Here is a 16,699-nt window from a genome sequence, read left to right as displayed (position 1 = left end):
GACCTACACGGACACGCCGGGCGTCGCGCCGGGCGCTGCCGTGTCCTTCACGCCGCTCGAGAAGCTGCGCGGGCGCATCACGCCGAACGGTCTGCACTTCGAGCGGCACCACGCGGGCGTTCCCGCCGTCGACCCGCAGCAGCACCGCCTCGTGATTCACGGGCTCGTGTCGCGCCCGCTCTCGTTCGGCGTGAACGACTTGCTGCGGTATCCGCTCGTCTCGCGCCTCCACTTCCTCGAGTGCTCGGGCAACTCGCTCGTGAACGCGCTCCCAGAGCCGCAGCAGCTTCCCTGCGGCGTGATCCACGGCCTCGTCTCGTGCGCAGAGTGGACCGGCGTTCCGCTCGGGTTGTTATTGAGCGAGGCCGACGTCTCACCCGAAGCCGAATGGGGCATCGCCGAGGGCGCCGACGGCGCGCGCATGGACCGCAGCGTTCCGCTCGCGAAGCTGCGCGAGGACGCGCTCGTCGCGCTTTACCAGAACGGGGAGCGACTGCGGCCGGAGCAGGGCTACCCGCTGCGGCTCTTCCTGCCCGGCTGGGAGGGCAACACGAGCGTGAAGTGGCTGCGGCGCATCGAGCTCGCGCGCGCGCCGGTGCACTCGCGCGAGGAGACGGCGCGCTACTCGGACCTGGTCGCGGGCGGACGCGCGCGGCAGTTCACGTTCGAGATGGGCGTGAAGTCGGTGATCACGCATCCGTCGGTCGGCGCGGACCTCGGACCGCACGGCGTGTACGAGATCTCGGGCCTCGCGTGGAGCGGGGCGGGGAAGATCGCGCGCGTTGAGCTGAGCGCGGACGCCGGCGCGTCGTGGTCGGAGGCGGAGCTCGAGGAGCCGGTGCTGCCACGCTGCCTCACGCGCTTCCGCATCGCGTGGCGCTGGGACGGCGCGCCCGCAGTGCTCGCGAGCCGCGCGACCGACGAGACAGGCGCGCGGCAACCGGAGCGCGCGGAGTGGCTGCCGCGCTACTCGGTCGCGGGCGAGAAGTATCACTACAACGCCGTGCAGCGTTGGCGCGTCGAGGCGAGCGGCGCGGTGCGGAACACGTTCGCGTGACGAGCGCGCTCGCCCTCGCGCGGAGCCTCGCACTCGCGGGTGCCGCGGTCGTGGCGTTCGCCTCGTGCAGCGCGCCGCCCAAGCCGCTGCTCGGTCCCGACGCGCCTTCGCCCTCGCCGAGTCGCGCGCTGCCTGCGGGCGCGGTGTGGGTGACCTCGGGGCCGCTCGCGCACAGCGATGAGGGGACGCCCGTTCTGGTTGGCGCGCTCGGCGCGTCGCCCGGCTTCGGGCGCCACGCGACGCCCGAGGAGATCGCGGCCCTCGATATCGACGTGGCGCCCGACGGCGCAGGCCTCCCGCTCGGCAGCGGCACCGCGAGCGAGGGCGCCCCGATCTACGCCGCGCGCTGTGCGCATTGCCACGGCGCCGCGGGCGAGGGCGGCCCCGCAGACCGGCTCGTCGGCGGCGTCGGCACGCTCACGAGCGCGCAGCCGCTCCTCACGACCGGCAGCTTCTGGCCGTACGCCACGACGCTCTTCGACTATCTGCGCCGCGCGATGCCCTACGACTCGCCCGGCTCGCTCAGCGCGAACGAGGTCTACGCGCTCACCGCGTTCCTGCTCGAAGGCAGCGGAGTGATCGCCGCCGAAGCACGTCTCGACGCCGCGAGCCTGCCCGCGCTGCGCATGCCCAACCGCGACGGCTTCGAGAGCGCGTGGCCGCCCGGGAAGCCGTAAGGCGCGCACAGGGGACGTACGTGCACAACTTCGCGCACCAGGGACACACCTGCGCGTCGCGGGTCCGCCTCGTTGCGCACGTGTGTCCCCAGTGCGCGTCTCCGTGCACGTACGTCCCTGGTGCGCGTCCCCCGTGGTGAACGCCGCGCCGCCGGTGCAACATCCGCCGTTCGTTTTTTTAGGAGGTTCCAATGGCTCAGCTGAAGGCCGGCTCGCGGCTGAAGAGCACGGTTTGCGACACGCAGGTGATGGTGATCGCGGCACCCGCGGGCGATCTCGCACTCACTTGCGGTGGCGCACCGCTCGCGGACGTGACCGCGCAGGTCGCGAAGGGCGAGATCAATCCCGATCACAAGGACGGAACGCAGATCGGCAAGCGCTACGTGAACGAGGACGGGAAGCTCGAGTTGCTCTGCACGAAGCCGGGCCAAGGCGCGCTCGCGCTCGGCGGCGTGAAGCTGAAGCTCAAGGAAGCGAAGGCGCTGCCTTCGTCGGACTGATGCGGGATGGCTGACGGCTCCCTCGATCAGTGATCAAGGGTGCTCAGGCGATGCAACGGCCGAACGCGGCTCGGGAAGCCGCAAGCGGCCCCGCGGCGCGAAGCGCCGCAGGACGCGCGCAGCGAGCCGCAGGCGAGCGAAGTTCGCAAAGGACTGACATGAACCTGATGATGCTGCTCGAGATGGCCGCGCAGGGGATGGGCGAGCGCGAGGCCGTGGTGTGCGACGGCGAGCGCTTCACGAGCGCGCAGCTGTACGAGGCCGCTGGCCGCATCTCGCGCCGCATTCGCGCTTCCGGCGCCGCGCATCTCGCGCTGCTCGACGTGTCCAGCCCCGCGGTGCCGCTCTCGCTCTTCTCGGCGGCGTGGGCGGGCGTGCCGTTCGTTCCGCTCAACTACCGCCTGACGAATCAGGAGGTCGACGCGCTGATCGAGCGCGTGAAGCCGGTGCTCGTCGTCGCCGGCGAGGACCGCGTCGCCGCGCTGCGCGGACGCGAGGGCGTGCAGGTGATCTCGCGCAGCGAGCTACTCGCCGATGCGCGCGCCGCCGCGGCCCCGCCCGATCCCGATTGGTCCGCGGAAGCCGAAGACATCGCGATCCTGCTCTTCACGAGCGGCACCACCGGCGCGCCCAAGGCCGCCGTGCTGCGCCACAAGCACCTCGTCTCCTACATCCTCGGCTCGGTCGAGTACATGGGCGCGGCCGACACCGACGCCGCGCTGATGTGCGTGCCGCCGTATCACGTGGCCGGCATGGCCGCAGTGCTGTCGTCGGTCTACTCGGGCCGCAAGATCGTGCAGCTGCCCGCGTTCGCGCCGGGCGACTGGCTCGCGCTGTGCGAGAAGGAAGGCGTCACCAACGCGTTCGTCGTGCCCACGATGCTGGGCCGCATCCTCGACGAGATGGAGGCGAAGGGCGTCGCGGCGCCGAGTGCGCTGCGCGCGGTCGCGTATGGCGGCGGCAAGATGCCGCTGCCGGTGATCGAGCGCGCGATGAACCTGTTCCCGCCGACGGTCGACTTCACCAACGCTTACGGTCTCACCGAGACGAGCTCCACGATCGCGGTGCTCGGCCCCGACGATCACCGCGTGGCCGCATTCAGCGACGACCCCCTCGTGAAGAAGCGCCTCGCCTCCGTGGGCAAGCCGCTGCCTTCGGTCGAGGTGCAGATCCGCGACGCCGAGGGCCGCGCGCTCGGCCCCAACGAGCGCGGCGAGATCTACGTGCGCGGCGAGCAAGTCGCGGGCGAGTACGTGGGCCGCGGCTCGCAGCTAATCGACGGCGGCTGGTTCCCGACGCGCGACGGCGGCTACGTCGACGACGAGGGCTACCTGTTCCTCGAAGGCCGCACCGACGACGTGATCGTGCGCGGCGCCGAGAACATGTCGCCCGGCGAGATCGAGGACGTGCTGCTCGAGCACCCTGCGGTCGCGGACGCCGCCGTGGTCGGCGTGCCCGACGTCGAGTGGGGCGAGGCCGTCGCCGCCGCGATCGTGCTGAAGGAAGGCAAGAGCGCGAGCGCCGCCGAGCTGCAGGACTTCGTGAAGAAGCACCTGCGCTCCTCGCGCGTGCCGCAAGTCGTGCGCTTCGAGCGCGAGCTGCCGTACAACGAGACGGGCAAGCTGCTGCGGCGCAAAGTGCGCGAGATCCTGAAGGACGCGAAGTAGCGACGTGCGGGCGCGCGAGCTCGCGGCGCTCTCGCTGCTATCGCTCGCGTCACTGCTCGCCGCAGCTTGGGCCGTCGAGCTCGCGCTGCCGCTGCTCGCGCGAGACGCGCGAGAGGAGTCGTTACGCGCCAAGGAGGCTCGCGGGGAGCGGGTCGATCGTCGCGAAAAGCGAGAGGTCCTCGCAGCGCTGCGTGCCGAGGGCCGCGACGCCGTAGCTGCGCTCGTGCCCGTCCACCTGCTGGCGCCGGCAGCGAATGGTGAGCTTCGCTCGCAGATGGCGATCGGCGCGCGCGAAGTCTTGCCGTTCGCGGGCCCCGCCTACGTCACCACTGTGCTCTGCAACGAGCTCGGTACGTGGGCGAGCTACGAGAGCGACCGCCACGGTTTTCGCAACGACTCCGCCCGCTGGAGCGCCCAACCGGAGCTCGCGCTCGTGGGAGACTCGTTCACGATCGGGCGCTGCGTGGCGGACGAGCACACGATCGCGGCGCAGCTGGGTCGCAGACACACCGTGCTCAATCTCGGCATGGGCGGCACGGGCCCGCTCATCCAGCTCGGGATCCTCGCGGAGTACGCCTCGCTGCTCGAGCCGCGAGGCGTGATCTGGGTTCACTTCGAGAACGACCTCGGCCCAGCCGACCTCGGCACGGAGAGACGCAGCCCGCTCTTGATGCGTTACCTCGAGCCGGGCTTTACGCAGGGGCTCGCCGCGCTGCAGTCCGATCTCGATGCGGAGACGCGCGTGCTGCTCGAACAGCAGGAGAAGCACGCGGGGATTCCCGCGCGGCCCGCAGGCCTCGCGCAACGACTAACCGCGGTTCTCACGCTGCGCGGCCTGCGCGAGCGCGCGCGTGCGCTGGGGCCGGGCGCCGGTGCGAGCGCCGAGCCGGACGCCGACGCGCTCGCGCTCTACGCGCGCGTGATCGAGCGCGGGCGAGCGCTCGTGGAGTCGTGGGGAGGCGAGCTGATCGTGGCGCACCTGCCGCGAGACGAGCGCGTCGCGCCCGGCGCGCCGCCCGATCGGCAAGCGCGCGCCGTCGTCGAGATCGCGCGCCGCGCCGGAGTCGCCGCGCTCGACCTCGGCGACGCGCTGCGCGCCGAGCCGGATCCCGTCGCGCTCTATGCTTATCCGGGCGGCACCGCGTCGGGCCCTGCTCACTTGAACGAGCGCGGCTACGAAGTCGTCGCGGAAGCGCTGCACGGCTTTCTCGTTTCCCACTGACGCAGGCCTGCTAAAAGCGCGCGGTCACTCGGAGGACGCATGCGCCGAATCTCGTTGTTCCTGCTCACAGCCATCCTGCTCGCGGCCTGTCAGTGGGTGAAGCTCTCGCCCGAAGGTGAGCGCGTGCGCGTCGGAAACGCGGCCGAGGTGGCGAGCTGCACGAAGCTCGGCGAGGTGAGCGGGCGAACGACCGTCACGGTGGGGCCGGCGGCGCGCAACGAGGCGAAGATCGCGACCGAGATCGAGACGCTCGCGCGCAACGAGGCGGCCACGCTGAAGGGCAACCCGAACGTGATCGTGCCGCTCGCGCCCGTAGATTGGGATCATCGCGACTACGCGGCGTATCGCTGCGATTGAAAACTCGGGGGAGCGCCACATGGCAGTCCGCTTCACGCTGAACGAGCAGCCGGTCGAGTTCGCGGGCGATCCCGCGATGCCGCTGCTCTGGTACCTGCGCGATCACGCGCGGCTCACGGGCACGAAGTACGCGTGCGGCATCGGCGCCTGCGGCGCGTGCACGGTGCACGTCGACGGCGCGGCGCAGCGCTCGTGCGTGACGCCGCTCGCGAGCCTCGAAGGCAAGCGCGTCGCCACGATCGAGGGCGTGCTCGCGGCGAAAGATCCCGCAGCCGAGGCGGTGCGCGACGCGTGGACGGCGCTCGACGTGCCGCAGTGCGGGTGGTGCCAAGTCGGGCAGATGATGGCGGCGAGCGATCTGATCGCGCGCAAGCCCGAGCCGAGCGACGAAGACATCGCGTCGATCACCAACTTGTGCCGCTGCGGCACCTACCCGCGCATCCGCGAGGCGATCGCGCGCGCGGCGAAGGCCCGCCGCGAGGGGGTGCGCTCATGAGCGCCGCACTCACACGCCGCGACTTCCTGGTTGTTACGGCCACCGCGACCGGCGGGCTGGTCGTCAGCGCCTACCTCCCTTCGCGCGCGCTTGCGGAAGGCGCGCTCGCGGCCTCGCCGCCGAGCGCGGCGCAGCTCGGCGCGTTCGTGCGCATCGAGCCGAGCGGCCTCGTCGTGATCGGCGCGCGCGGCGCCGAGATCGGGCAGGGCGTCCTCACGTCGCTGCCGATGCTGATCGCGGAAGAGATGGACGCGGACTGGGCGAACGTGCGCGTCGAGCAGCTCGCGCTCGGGCTCGATCCTTCGACCGAGCCCCGCGGCTTCAAACCGCGCTACGGCGATCAGGGCGCCGGCGGCAGCACGAACATCCCCGAAGGCTGGAACGAGCTACGCCAAGTCGGAGCGCACGTGCGCTGGCGCCTCGTGAATGCCGCGGCGCAGCGTTGGCGCGTGAGGCCGGACGAAGTGCGCGCGGACGAGGGCACGTTGTTAGGTCCGGGCGGGCAGCGAGCGGGCTTCGGCGACGTCGCTGCGGATGCGGCGAAGCTCACTCCACCCGAAGGCGAGCTCGCGCTGAAGCCGGCGAGCGCGTGGAAGATCATCGGCAGCGCGCGGGTCACCGCCGACATCGGCGGCATCGTCACGGGTCGTGCGCGCTACGCACTCGACGTGCACGAGCCCGGCATGCTCACCGCCGTGATCGCGCGCTGCCCGTACTTCGGCGGCGACGTCGCGAGCGTCGATGATGCGAAGGCGCGAGCGATTCCGGGCGTGCGCCACATCGTGCGCATTCCGGCGCCGGCCGCCGGCCCGCTGCTGGGCCAGCTCGCTGCCGGAGTCGCCGTGGTCGCCGACGACACCTGGTCCGCGCTGAAGGGCCGCGACGCGCTCGCGATCGAGTGGAAGAAGGGCCCGGGCGGGAGCGACTCGACCGCCGCGCTCGAAGCGCGCTGCGTCGCAGCGACGACGAAGCCCGGCACCCGCATTCGTAACGACGGCGACGTCGAGGCGGCGTACCCCGGTGTGCATCTGGCGCTCGACGCGACGTACGTGATGCCCATGCTCTCGCACGCGACGCTCGAGCCACAGAACGCGTTCGTGAAGCTCGAACGCGATCGCGCGCTGGTCATCACCGGCACGCAGTCGCCGGGCCGCGTGAACCTGCTGGTGCACGAGCTCACGGGCATCCCGCGCCTCAACATCGCCGTCGAAATGCCCCGTTCGGGCGGCGGCTTCGGGCGCCGCTCGGAGGTCGACGCGGTCGCCGAGGCCGTGCTGATCGCGAAAGAAGTGAACGCGCCCGTCAAGGTCGTGTACACGCGCGAGGATGATCTGCGGAACGACTACTTCCGCCCGTTCGGTGCTCACCGCATGCGCGCGACGCTCGACGGCGAGGGCCGCTTGACCAGTTGGTGGCACGCGACCGCTGCGACGCCCGTTCCGTGGCGCAAGCGCGGCATGGAGCAGGCGCCGATCTGGATGGCGACCGCCGACGAGGACGAGCTGCCCGCGGGCCTCGTGCCGAACTTCCGGAACGAGTACACCGCGATCGACTTCCAGCTCGCGCGCGGCTGGTGGCGCGCGCCGGTGCCGACGTTCACCGCGTTCGCGGCGCAGAGCTTCGTCGACGAGCTCGCGCACCTCGCGAAGCGCGACCCGGTCGAGTTCCGCCTCGCGTTGTTAGGCGAGCCGCGCTCGCTCGACTACCGCGGCCACGGCGGCCCGAAGCTCGACACCGGCCGCCTCTCGCACGTGACGCGCCTCGCTGCCGAGAAGATCGGCTGGGGCCGCAGCGTCGCCGCCGGCCGCGGCCTCGGCATCGCCTCGCACTTCGTGTTCGGCGGCTACACCGCGCACGCGGTCGAGGTGGAAGTCGCGGACGGCGAGCTGCGCGTGCACCGCTGCGTGTGCGTGAGCGACGTCGGCCAGCCCGTCAACCTGCTCGGCCTCGAAGCGCAGCTGATGGGCGGCACGATCGACGGCATGAGCGCCGCGATCCACCAAGAGATCACGGTGAAGGACGGCCGCATCGAGCAGAGCAACTTCGGCGACTACCCGCTGCTCACGATGCGCGAGGCGCCGCGCGTCGAGGTGCACGTCGTCCCGAGCACGCTCGCGCCCGCCGGCGCCGGCGAGATGGGCACGCCCACGATCGCGCCCGCCCTCGCGAACGCGATCTTCGCCGCGACGGGCAAGCGCCTGCGCAGGATGCCGTTCGCGCCGCAGCTCGTGGGGTGAGGGGGATACCGTGTGCGCCTCGCCGGAGGCGCACATGCTCGCGAGCTCTTTGCACATCGGTGTTCGGTCCGGGGCGTTGGCCGCTGGCCTGATGGCGTCCACGCTCGCGGGATGCGCCTCGACGCCCGAGCGCGCCGCGCCCGCGGCGCTCGAGCTGCTCTCGTCACCCGCACACGAAGCGCTCGCGCTGCCGTTCTCCGAGGCCGCGCGCGTCGGCGACCTGATCTTCGTCTCGGGTCAGATCGGCAACCTGCCCGGCACGCTCGAGCTCGCGCCGGGCGGCGTTCAGGCGGAGACGAGGCAGGCGCTCGCGAACATCGCGGCGATCCTGGAGCGCAATGGCTCCTCGCTGCGCCGCGTCGCGAAGTGCACCGTGTTCATGCTCGACATGGCGGAGTGGCCGCTGCTGAACGAGGTGTGGGTCGCCACGTTCCCTAACAAGCCGGCGCGCAGCGCGCTCGGGGCGAGCGGGCTCGCGAAGGGCGCGCGCGTCGAGATCGAGTGCATCGCGGCCGCTGGCGGGTGACTCGCCCGCCTTCGCTACTCGAGCCCCTTCAGCGACGCGAGCTTCACGCCGCGCGCGAACGCGGCGAAGCCGTCGTCGACGCGCCACAGCCATTCCGTCTGCTTCTCGGGCAAGCCGCCGTGTTTCGTGTCGCGGTCATAGGCGGTCTCGAGGCGTCGGAAATCCTCCTGCACGAGCTTCATCAGCTGGCCCCACTCGAGCTGCAGCTCGCCCGCCGCCTCTTCGGGTGAGCGGCCGACGCCGCGATAGCGGGCGCGCAGCTTCTCCCCGAGCGAGTTGATGTGGCGGGCGAGCGCTTCGGCGATGTCGAAGTGGAGCTGCTCGTGGCCGAGCACGGCGGCGAGGTGAGAGTCGGGCGTCTCCTCCGGCAGGTACGACTCGACTCTCGAGATCAGCGCGAAGTACCGAATGCTGGTGACCTCCGCGAGAAATTTGCCGTCCTCGGTCGGTCGCACCTGGGTTTGCGCGACGCAGCCGAACGCCTGCGAGGTGTATGCGCGCGGTCGAGCCTTCGGCACAGGCACCGTGAGCTGCAGCTTGTTCGCGTTCTCGTAGAGGAAATCGCCGCGTGTGAGCTTGCGGTGCTTGATGAACTCTTCCTGCGCGTTCCAGTTGGGCTCGACGTTCAGAAAGCAGCCCGACGCGCCCCACATCTCCGAGAGCTGGCTGAGCCGGTCTTCGAGCATTTCCTCCTCGGCTACGCGGTCCTCGGTGTTTTCCGTCCATTGCTCGCGTTCTTCTTTCGAACGCACGCCATCCACCGAACCACCGACTGCGGCTTCGCGCATCGCCTGCGCGTCGCGTTCGGCCTGCGTCGCGAAGCCATCGAACGGCCGGTCGCTGCCTGCGCCCTTCTCGCGCTTGAAGCGGGCCATGCGCTCCTGGAGCGTCTCGCTCGGCGCGCTGCCGCTCGTGCTGGTGATCGGCTTTCGCTCGGGCGCGGCCGCCGAGTCATCAGGGGAAGCCGCGTCCTGCGGCAGTGGCTCCTCGCCGCGAGCAAGCGGCGCGATCAGCACCGCCGAGATCGCGACGCACTGAAGGGCTCGCCATGCGTTCATGTCGGACCTCTCGCTGAAGCTTTAGGTTCGGACTGCGCCGAAGGCGTAGCGATTCACGCTGAAGAAGTACTCGCCTCGCGCGCCGAGCTCGCGCAACTCCGCGGCCCAGGCCTTCGCCTCCTCGGCGGAAACACCGCGGTGGCCCGGTACGAACGCGGCGATCGCGCCGAGGATGCCGTTCGAGTAGCAGTGCGGGTGCAGCGCGGCGTTCACGATCGGAATTACTTCGACGTGCGTGAGCGCAAAGCCCGCGCGCGCGAGCAGCGCCGGCAGCTTCGCGGGCAGGTGCGGGTCGTGCAGATGATCGTCCCACGCATCCATCACGCGCCGCATGCGTGCGGGGTCCGCGCTGTTCCACACCACGCTGTCCCAATCCGTGTCGAGAACGAACACGCGCCCGTTTGGCCTGAGAACTCGGCGCACCTCCGCGAGCGCGCTCGCCATGTCGGCCACGTACTCGTACACCTGCGTCGACACCACGACGTCGAAGTTCGCGTCGCCGAACGGCAGCTCCGTCGCGTCCGCGAGCTTGAACTCGCACGGCCCGCGCCCCTCACAGCGCTTGCGCGCGAGCTCCACCATCACCGCGCTCGAGTCGACACCGGCAACCAGCCCGCGCTCTCCGACGATCGGCGCGAGGTCATAGGTGAGAAAGCCCGGCCCCATTCCCACGTCGAGCACGTACTCGCCCGGCTTCGCAGCCACCATCTGCAAGAACCGCGCACGCTGCCCCACCACATCGGGGGTCACATACATCCGCTCAATCCCACGCGCCGCGTTCTCGTCGAAGGTCAGTCCCTTGCTCGCAGTCACGAATTCACCTCGATCAACACGAGACCACGCATCGAGCACTTCTCGAAGCGTGAAGTAGCGAAGCGCGCGCAGCGACGCTGAGGCGGCTCAAAGCCGCCGAAGCCGTCGCCCTTCCACCCAAATGGCTGCGACGACATTCTTCCCCGAGGAGCGCGGCGGGGCCGGGGCGGGGGCTGCGGAGCGGGAATAAAGCGCAAGCGAAGGGCGCGTGAATGTCGGCGGGAACATCCTGCGCCGCGACGCCAGACGCCCAAGTGTCACCTTCAACCGGCAAGCCCGCAGCGAGCCATCCCGCGCAGCAGCCCCCGCCCCGGCCCCGCCGCGCGGCGCCCCGCAACGACTCGAAGGGCCCGCTCACGAACCGAGCTTCGTACAAAGCTCTCCGAGCCGATTCTCTCCCTCGCGCGTCTGCCCGCCGCTCGCCATGAACTTCTTCATCGCCACCGGCGCCTCCGGCGTCCGTAACAACACCTGGAACAGGTGGCTCTCCTCGATCAGCCCGCGCTCCCAGCTCGCGTCGGACGCGAGCGTCGCGCGCTTCGCGGCGGCGATCGCCGGCGCCGGGAAGCTCGCGATGCGCTTCGCGAGCTTCGTCACGAATGGCCGCAGCTCCGCAGGCGCGAGCGCGCGATTCAAGTAGCCCCAGCGCTCGGCGGTCGCTGCGTCGAGATCGTCGCAGCCGAGAATCACTTCGAGCGCGCGCCCACGGCCGATCAATCGCGGCATGCGCTGCGTGCCGGTGCCGCCGGGGAGAATGCCGAGCGCGACTTCCGGCTGGTTGATGATCGTCTTGCCGAGCGCGCCGAAGCGCATGTCGCACGACATCGCGAGCTCGCTGCCGCCGCCGCCCACGCGCCCGTTGATCTCGGCGATCGTCGCCTTCGGCATCGTGCGGTACGTCTCGCACATCGCGTGATAGAAGTTGTCGTTCACCTCGCGGTTCAGCGGCGCCACGCCGCCCGTCGGAAAGTCGATGATCGCCGCGACGTCGAAGTGAGCGAGCCAGAAGTCGGGGTCGTCGCTGCGCAGTACGACCGCGCGCACCGCGTCGTCCTTCGCGACTTCCAGCGCGAACTGCCCGAGCTCGCCCGCAAGCTCCATCGAGATGATGTTGATCGGCGGGTTGCTCATCGTCGCGAACGCGACGCCGCCTTCGAGCTTCACCGAGATGCGCTTGTAGCCGTAAGCCATGACACGGTCCTCCGTGTGCGTTCATACCGCAGGCGGACCACTCGGGGCTCGGTTCGCGTCGCGCTTGAAGGCCGTTTCGTGCCAGGCCCGAATCGGCCGCCGGCGCTAGCGCACGTCGTCCATGCCCGGCACGAACAGGGGCAGGGCGCCGACGCGGGCCCAAGCTTCGGCGATCTCGCTCTCGGCAGGCGCGCCTTCGAAGCGCTCCGCGGCGTCGAGCGTGAGCGCGAGCAGGCCGAGGTCGCTCGCGGTGTTCACGAACACGCCCGCTCGCGAGAGCGCCCAGTGCACGGCGCGCGCGACGTCGTCGGGGTCGCTCACGGGGCGGTACCAGGTGTTGTGCGTGCGCAGCTCGCCCGGCTGCCAGCGGCGCGCGGCGACGGCCTTGATCGTCTGCATCGCGACGCCGCGGCGTTGGCACTCCGTGTAGAGCGCCTCGAAGTCCGCGGCGTATTGCGGCTGGCTCATCATCGCGACGTTGTACGGCACGAGCACCGAGTCGAACGGGAAGCGCGCGAGCGAGCGCAGATGCATCGACGGCACGCGCGTGCCGTGGCCCGTGACGCCGATGAAGCGCACGAGCCCTTGCTCGCGCGCCTCGTAACAAGCGCGCAGCGCGCCGTCGTGCGAGAACGCCATCTGCCAGCCCGCGTCGTCGGAGAGGTTGTGGAGCTGGATGAGATCGAGCTGGTCGGTCTGCAGCCGCTCGAGCGAGCGCTCGATGTGCCGCCACGCTCCCGCGTAGTCGCGCTTGCCCGTCTTCGTCGCGAGAAAGAAGCGCTCGCGCAGCCGCCGCATCGACTCACCGACGCGCAGCTCCGCGGGGCCGTACCCATTCGCGACATCGATGTGATTCACGCCGCGTGCGAGCAGCATGTCGAGCGTGCGCGCGGACTGCTCGGGTGACGCGTTCCACAGCGCCGCGGCGCCGAAGATGATGCGCGAGCTCTGATGGCCCGTGCGTCCGAAGGCGATCTTGGGGATCACGAGTGGGCGCTCCTGAGGCGTGAGAAGGCGCGACGCTATCACGCGGTTTTGACGTTCTTTGGCGCTCGTGCGCGTGGTATCAACGCCGGATTGCCAGGGGCCTCGGAGGAGCGATGAAGCGAAGGTCGCTGCGGGCCGCCGTGTTGTTGGTACTCGCCGCCTCGTCCTCGACGCTCCCGCAGCGAGCGACGCGCCAGCGCATTCGCAGCGCGTTCGGGGGCAACGCCGTCGTCGCGAGCGAGCCGGAGCTCGACGTCGAGCTGTTCGGCGCGAAGGTCACGCTGCGCGACACACCGGCGCTCGACCACCCCGACACGCCGCTTCAACTCGGCGCGCAGTTCCTCGAGCCCTTCGTCGTGCAGCTCGACTATCCGAACGGGCGCATGCGGCTGCTGCCGCGCTCCGCACTCGACCTGCGCAAGCACGCCAACGTGAAGATGCGCGCGGCGGAGGGCAGCTGCCGGCGCGGGCCGCGCCAGGACCTGGGACGCGACATGACGGGCAACTCGGGGGACTTCACGCGCGAGGCGTTCTCGTCGTCGGCGCCGACGAGCGAGACGCCGTGCCTTCCCACCGTGCAGGTGACTTTCCCCGGCAACGAGAAGACTTGGCTCCTGCTCGACACGGGAGCCGCCGGCCCGATCGTCGTGAGCCGTTCGCTCGCGAAGCGGGAGGGTTGGCTCGACGCGAGTCGCAAGAGCACGACGGAGAGCCACGACGTGTTCGGGAAGCGCGCGCAGCTCGAGCTGCTCGTGCTGACGTCCGTGAAGCTCGGCGGCTTCGAGCTCGCCGACGTGCCGGTCGCGGTGCCCGCCGAGGGTGAGCGGCTGCTCAGCGGGCAAGAGAACTGGGGCCGCGTCACGACCGGCTCACACGTGACGCGCGGCGCGCGCGCGAGCGGGCGGCTCGGCTACGACGCGCTGCGCCACTTCGTGGTGACGATCGACTTCGATCGCGAGCTGATGCAGATCGCGCAGCCGGCGAAGGAGGCCGCTCCGTGATTCGCGCGTTCGCATTCGCGGGTTCGTCACGCGCTGACGCGAGCGCCCCTCAGCGCCCGTAGCGCTTCGGCTCCAGCCCGAACAGCCTCGCCGCGTTCTCGCCGAGGATTCGCGCGCGCGACTCGTCGCGCAGGTGCGACATGGTCCGCTCGATCACCTGTGCGCTGTGCGGCCACGAGCCCTCGTGGTGCGGGTAGTCGTTCGCCCAGATCAGGTTGCGCGTGAGATCGAGCTCTTCGGCGTAACGCAGGCCCGCGGCGTCGTCCTGGAACGTGGCGAAGCAGTTGTTACGGAAGTACGTGCTCGGCAGCTCCTTCAGCGTGGGGCGCACCCAGAAGTGGTGCGCCTTCGCGGCGTAGTCGAGCGTCTCGATCAGCCAGGGCACGAAGCCGATGCCGCTCTCGACGAGGCCCGCGCGCAGCTTCGGGTGCCGCTCGAACACGCCGGACGCGATCATCTGCACGAGCGGCTCGAGCGTCGTCTCCATCGAGTGGCAGACGTAGTTGATGATCGCGCCGCCGTTGCCACCGACGGCGCGCGGATCGCGGCCCGTCGAGACGTGGAAAGTGACGACGAGGCCGGTCTCTTCGAGCAGCGACCACATCGGCTCGAAGCTCGGATCGTTGTACTCGAGCTCGCCGAAGTGCTTCGGCCCGTACTTCACCGAGTTGCCGAGGCAGACGGCGCGGAAGCCGGCGTCCGCGGCCCAGCGGATCTCGCGCATCGTGCCGGCCTGATCGCCACAAGCGAGCAGCGCGGCCGGCAGGATGCGCGGCGCGCCGCCGAGCATGTGCTCGCCGCAGAACTGCTGCGCCCAGCGGTTCCACTGCCGGCACATCGCCATCGCGAACACCGCGTCGGGCGAAGCCCAGCACAAGAGGCCCTTGTTCGGGAACATCAGCTCGACTTCGATGCCGTCGGCGTCGTGGTCGGCGAGGCGCGACGCGACCGTGCGGCCCGTCGCGTTGCGCAGCACGTCCTCCTCGTCCATGCGCGCGCCGCGCACAGCCGCGGCGAGGCCCTGGCTCGCTTCGTCCTGCGCGCTGGCCTCGCGCCTCGGCGGCTTCACGCGCTGCGGGCGGTTGCCCTCCGTGATCATCCACTCCGAGCCGTCGTCGCGAACTTCGACGTGCGGAATGCGCGCGCGGTACTCCGGCTCGATCTCGTGCAGAAAGTTGCTCGGCTCGACCGCGTGACAGTCGGCCGAGAACATGAAGTACTTGTTGGACGCTCCGGGCCGGACGCTGCGTGGCCAGCCCGCAGCGCCGGGCGTCTCGCGTCGCCACAAGTTGTTGGGGGTGCGCGTCGGGTCGCGGCGAATCTCGTCGAGCGTGGCGGCCATCGGGGCTCCTCGGTTGCGGCGAGCATGGTCCGACAGCGTCCGCCCGCTCGCCACGCGCTCGCTGCGTGGCCCCGCGCGAAGCAGCGAACCGCGCTCGCGGTAGCCTCGCCGTGTGTCGCCCGTGCTCGATCCCGCCTCGCTCGTCGCTGCGCTCGCGGACCCCGCGGCGTCCGAGCGCTTCTCGGTGCTGACCGGCGATGCGCTGGTGTGCGTCGACCTCGCGGGGGCCGACGGCGGCGCGAGCGCGGCGGCGCTGCGCGCGGCGGCCGCGCGGCTCGGCGAGCTGCCCGCGCTGAGCGTCGGCGTCGGCGCCGCCGAGTCTCCGGCCGCGCGTGCGCTCGCACCGGCGCTCGACGTCTTGTTAGGGCGAGACGACGAGGCGGAGCTCGGAGTGATCTCGGGCACGATCGCGGCGGCGCCGCTCGCGAGCCTCGGGCTGGCGCAGCTGCTGCGCGCAAGCCTCGCGCGCACGATCTACGAAGGGCTCGTCGCCGAGTCGCTCGTCTACTCCACGCTGCAGAGCGGCCCCGAGTTCCGCGCGTGGCTGGCGGCGCACGTGCGCAAGGAGCGCGAGCCCTCGCGCGAGCCGGCGGTGCTCGTGGTGCGCGAGGGTGCGCGGCTCTCGCTGCGCCTGAACCGCCCCGAGAAGCGCAACGCGTTCTCTGCGGCGATGCGCGACGCGCTCTGCGAGGCGCTGCGTTTCGCGCTGCACGATCCGGAGATCGGCGCGATCGAGTTATCAGGCGCCGGCGCCGCCTTCTGCAGCGGCGGCGATCTCGACGAGTTCGGCACGCTGCCCGATCCGGCGACGGCGCACGCGATCCGGTCGACACGCAACGCTGCGCTGCTGCTCTCGCAGTGCGCGGCGCGCACGACGGCGCGCGTGCATGGCGCATGCGTCGGCGCAGGGATCGAGCTGCCCGCGTACTGCGCGCGCGTCGTTGCCCGTGCAGACGCACGCTTCGTGCTCCCCGAGCTCGGCATGGGGCTCGTGCCGGGCGCAGGCGGAACGGTGAGCCTGCCGCGCCGCATCGGGCGCCAGCGCACGGCGCAGCTCGCGCTCACGCGCGCACCGCTCGGCGCCGAGCGCGCGCTCGCGTGGGGGCTCGTGGACGAGATCGCGAAGTGAGCGAGGGCGAAGCGGAGCGCGCGGCGCGGCGCTGGGCAGAGTCGGGGCTGCTGTGGCTCACGGGACCCGAGCGCGCGCCCACCCTGCCGGATCGCGCGCTGCCGCTCGTGGCCGACGAGCTGTTCGCGCAGCTCTCTGCGCTCGCGCCCGAGGGCGCGTTCGCGGGCCTGCGCGGGGCCGAACTGCTCGCGGAGCGCGCAGCTTGTTACGGATTTTCGCGACGCGGCCGCGTCGCGCCGGGGGGCGCGTGCCGGCTGCTCGAAGCGCTGGGCGGCTGGCTCGCGGCGAATCTGCCGCGCGAAGCCGACGCTCGCTCGCTCGCTGCGTGGCTGGAGGACGACGCGCTCGCGGCGGTCTCCGCGCCGCTGGGCGACGCCGCGTGGCGCGAGATCGCGGCACGCGTCGGGCGGCGCGAGCGCGATGCGTGCGTCGCGCGCGC

17 protein-coding genes are annotated in these 16,699 nt (G+C 71.1%); 12 read left to right on the top strand and 5 right to left on the bottom strand.

Going from position 1 to position 16,699, the window contains the following annotated elements; all coding sequences use genetic code 11:
* From soxC to FJ091_21160, 9 genes are all read left to right on the top strand, one after another.
* The coding region (gene soxC, locus FJ091_21200; protein ID MBM4385873.1) for a sulfite dehydrogenase at positions 1 to 1,057 on the top strand (1,057 nt) is incomplete at its 5' end.
* A 194-nt stretch (positions 1,058 to 1,251) separates the two neighbouring features.
* Positions 1,252 to 1,734, top strand: coding sequence for a c-type cytochrome (locus tag FJ091_21195; GenBank protein ID MBM4385872.1), 483 nt, complete (start codon positions 1,252 to 1,254; stop codon positions 1,732 to 1,734).
* Between the two features lie 191 nt (positions 1,735 to 1,925).
* Positions 1,926 to 2,234, top strand: a complete 309-nt coding sequence (locus FJ091_21190) for a hypothetical protein (GenBank protein ID MBM4385871.1) — start codon at positions 1,926 to 1,928, stop codon at positions 2,232 to 2,234.
* A gap of 158 nt (positions 2,235 to 2,392) precedes the next feature.
* The gene (locus tag FJ091_21185) at positions 2,393 to 3,901 is read left to right on the top strand and encodes an acyl--CoA ligase (protein MBM4385870.1); all 1,509 of its coding nucleotides are present in this window, start codon (positions 2,393 to 2,395) and stop codon (positions 3,899 to 3,901) included.
* Between the two features lie 4 nt (positions 3,902 to 3,905).
* A complete protein-coding gene (locus FJ091_21180; protein ID MBM4385869.1) occupies positions 3,906 to 5,123 on the top strand; it encodes a hypothetical protein in 1,218 nt (405 codons plus the stop codon).
* A 39-nt stretch (positions 5,124 to 5,162) separates the two neighbouring features.
* Positions 5,163 to 5,480 carry a DUF4156 domain-containing protein gene (locus FJ091_21175; GenBank protein MBM4385868.1) on the top strand — a complete coding sequence of 106 codons (318 nt, stop codon included), beginning with the start codon at positions 5,163 to 5,165 and terminating at the stop codon, positions 5,478 to 5,480.
* Between the two features lie 19 nt (positions 5,481 to 5,499).
* On the top strand, positions 5,500 to 5,976 hold the full coding sequence (locus FJ091_21170; protein ID MBM4385867.1) for a (2Fe-2S)-binding protein: 477 nt from the start codon (positions 5,500 to 5,502) through the stop codon (positions 5,974 to 5,976).
* Positions 5,973 to 8,213, top strand: coding sequence for a xanthine dehydrogenase family protein molybdopterin-binding subunit (locus FJ091_21165; GenBank protein ID MBM4385866.1), 2,241 nt, complete (start codon positions 5,973 to 5,975; stop codon positions 8,211 to 8,213). The genes FJ091_21170 and FJ091_21165 overlap by 4 nt, the downstream gene beginning before the upstream one ends.
* A 91-nt stretch (positions 8,214 to 8,304) precedes the next feature.
* Entirely contained in the window at positions 8,305 to 8,739 is a 435-nt protein-coding gene (locus FJ091_21160) for a RidA family protein (protein ID MBM4385865.1), read from the top strand.
* Between the two features lie 14 nt (positions 8,740 to 8,753).
* Here the strand turns inward: FJ091_21160 and FJ091_21155 are convergent, their stop codons facing one another.
* From FJ091_21155 to FJ091_21140, 4 genes are all read right to left on the bottom strand, one after another.
* Entirely contained in the window at positions 8,754 to 9,797 is a 1,044-nt protein-coding gene (locus FJ091_21155) for a hypothetical protein (GenBank protein ID MBM4385864.1), read from the bottom strand.
* A gap of 21 nt (positions 9,798 to 9,818) precedes the next feature.
* Positions 9,819 to 10,682, bottom strand: coding sequence for a methyltransferase domain-containing protein (locus FJ091_21150; protein ID MBM4385863.1), 864 nt, complete (start codon positions 10,680 to 10,682; stop codon positions 9,819 to 9,821).
* A 282-nt stretch (positions 10,683 to 10,964) separates the two neighbouring features.
* On the bottom strand, positions 10,965 to 11,801 hold the full coding sequence (locus tag FJ091_21145; protein MBM4385862.1) for an enoyl-CoA hydratase/isomerase family protein: 837 nt from the start codon (positions 11,799 to 11,801) through the stop codon (positions 10,965 to 10,967).
* A gap of 105 nt (positions 11,802 to 11,906) precedes the next feature.
* Complete coding sequence (locus FJ091_21140) at positions 11,907 to 12,788, bottom strand: aldo/keto reductase (protein MBM4385861.1); 882 nt, start codon at positions 12,786 to 12,788, stop codon at positions 11,907 to 11,909.
* 113 nt (positions 12,789 to 12,901) lie between these two features.
* Here FJ091_21140 and FJ091_21135 point away from each other — a divergent pair, with 113 nt between their 5' ends.
* Entirely contained in the window at positions 12,902 to 13,789 is an 888-nt protein-coding gene (locus FJ091_21135; GenBank protein ID MBM4385860.1) for a retropepsin-like domain-containing protein, read from the top strand.
* A gap of 49 nt (positions 13,790 to 13,838) precedes the next feature.
* Here FJ091_21135 and FJ091_21130 read toward each other — a convergent pair whose 3' ends face one another.
* Entirely contained in the window at positions 13,839 to 15,131 is a 1,293-nt protein-coding gene (locus tag FJ091_21130; GenBank protein MBM4385859.1) for an amidohydrolase, read from the bottom strand.
* 112 nt (positions 15,132 to 15,243) lie between these two features.
* Between FJ091_21130 and FJ091_21125 the strand changes: the two genes are divergently transcribed.
* The gene (locus FJ091_21125) at positions 15,244 to 16,260 is read left to right on the top strand and encodes an enoyl-CoA hydratase/isomerase family protein (protein MBM4385858.1); all 1,017 of its coding nucleotides are present in this window, start codon (positions 15,244 to 15,246) and stop codon (positions 16,258 to 16,260) included.
* Positions 16,257 to 16,699 (top strand): hypothetical protein (locus FJ091_21120; protein ID MBM4385857.1); only part of this gene is annotated, 443 nt, incomplete at its 3' end. The genes FJ091_21125 and FJ091_21120, both read left to right, overlap by 4 nt.

The sequence above is a fragment of the Deltaproteobacteria bacterium genome (assembly GCA_016875395.1).
Classification (GTDB): Bacteria; Myxococcota_A; UBA9160; order UBA9160; family UBA6930; genus VGRF01.
The sequence above is the reverse complement of the archived record's forward strand: the minus strand, read 5'-3'. Positions and strand labels throughout refer to the sequence as shown.

Excerpts from the sequence above, each read along its gene's own strand:
- FJ091_21190 (MBM4385871.1), top strand. The coding sequence starts at position 1,926 with ATGGCTCAGCTGAAGGCCGGCTCGCGGCTGAAGAGCACGGTTTGCGAC.
- FJ091_21185 (MBM4385870.1), top strand. The coding sequence starts at position 2,393 with ATGAACCTGATGATGCTGCTCGAGATGGCCGCGCAGGGGATGGGCGAG.
- FJ091_21175 (MBM4385868.1), top strand. The coding sequence starts at position 5,163 with ATGCGCCGAATCTCGTTGTTCCTGCTCACAGCCATCCTGCTCGCGGCC.
- FJ091_21170 (MBM4385867.1), top strand. The coding sequence starts at position 5,500 with ATGGCAGTCCGCTTCACGCTGAACGAGCAGCCGGTCGAGTTCGCGGGC.
- FJ091_21165 (MBM4385866.1), top strand. The coding sequence starts at position 5,973 with ATGAGCGCCGCACTCACACGCCGCGACTTCCTGGTTGTTACGGCCACC.
- FJ091_21160 (MBM4385865.1), top strand. The coding sequence starts at position 8,305 with ATGGCGTCCACGCTCGCGGGATGCGCCTCGACGCCCGAGCGCGCCGCG.
- FJ091_21155 (MBM4385864.1), bottom strand. The coding sequence starts at position 9,797 with ATGAACGCATGGCGAGCCCTTCAGTGCGTCGCGATCTCGGCGGTGCTG.
- FJ091_21145 (MBM4385862.1), bottom strand. The coding sequence starts at position 11,801 with ATGGCTTACGGCTACAAGCGCATCTCGGTGAAGCTCGAAGGCGGCGTC.
- FJ091_21135 (MBM4385860.1), top strand. The coding sequence starts at position 12,902 with ATGAAGCGAAGGTCGCTGCGGGCCGCCGTGTTGTTGGTACTCGCCGCC.
- FJ091_21130 (MBM4385859.1), bottom strand. The coding sequence starts at position 15,131 with ATGGCCGCCACGCTCGACGAGATTCGCCGCGACCCGACGCGCACCCCC.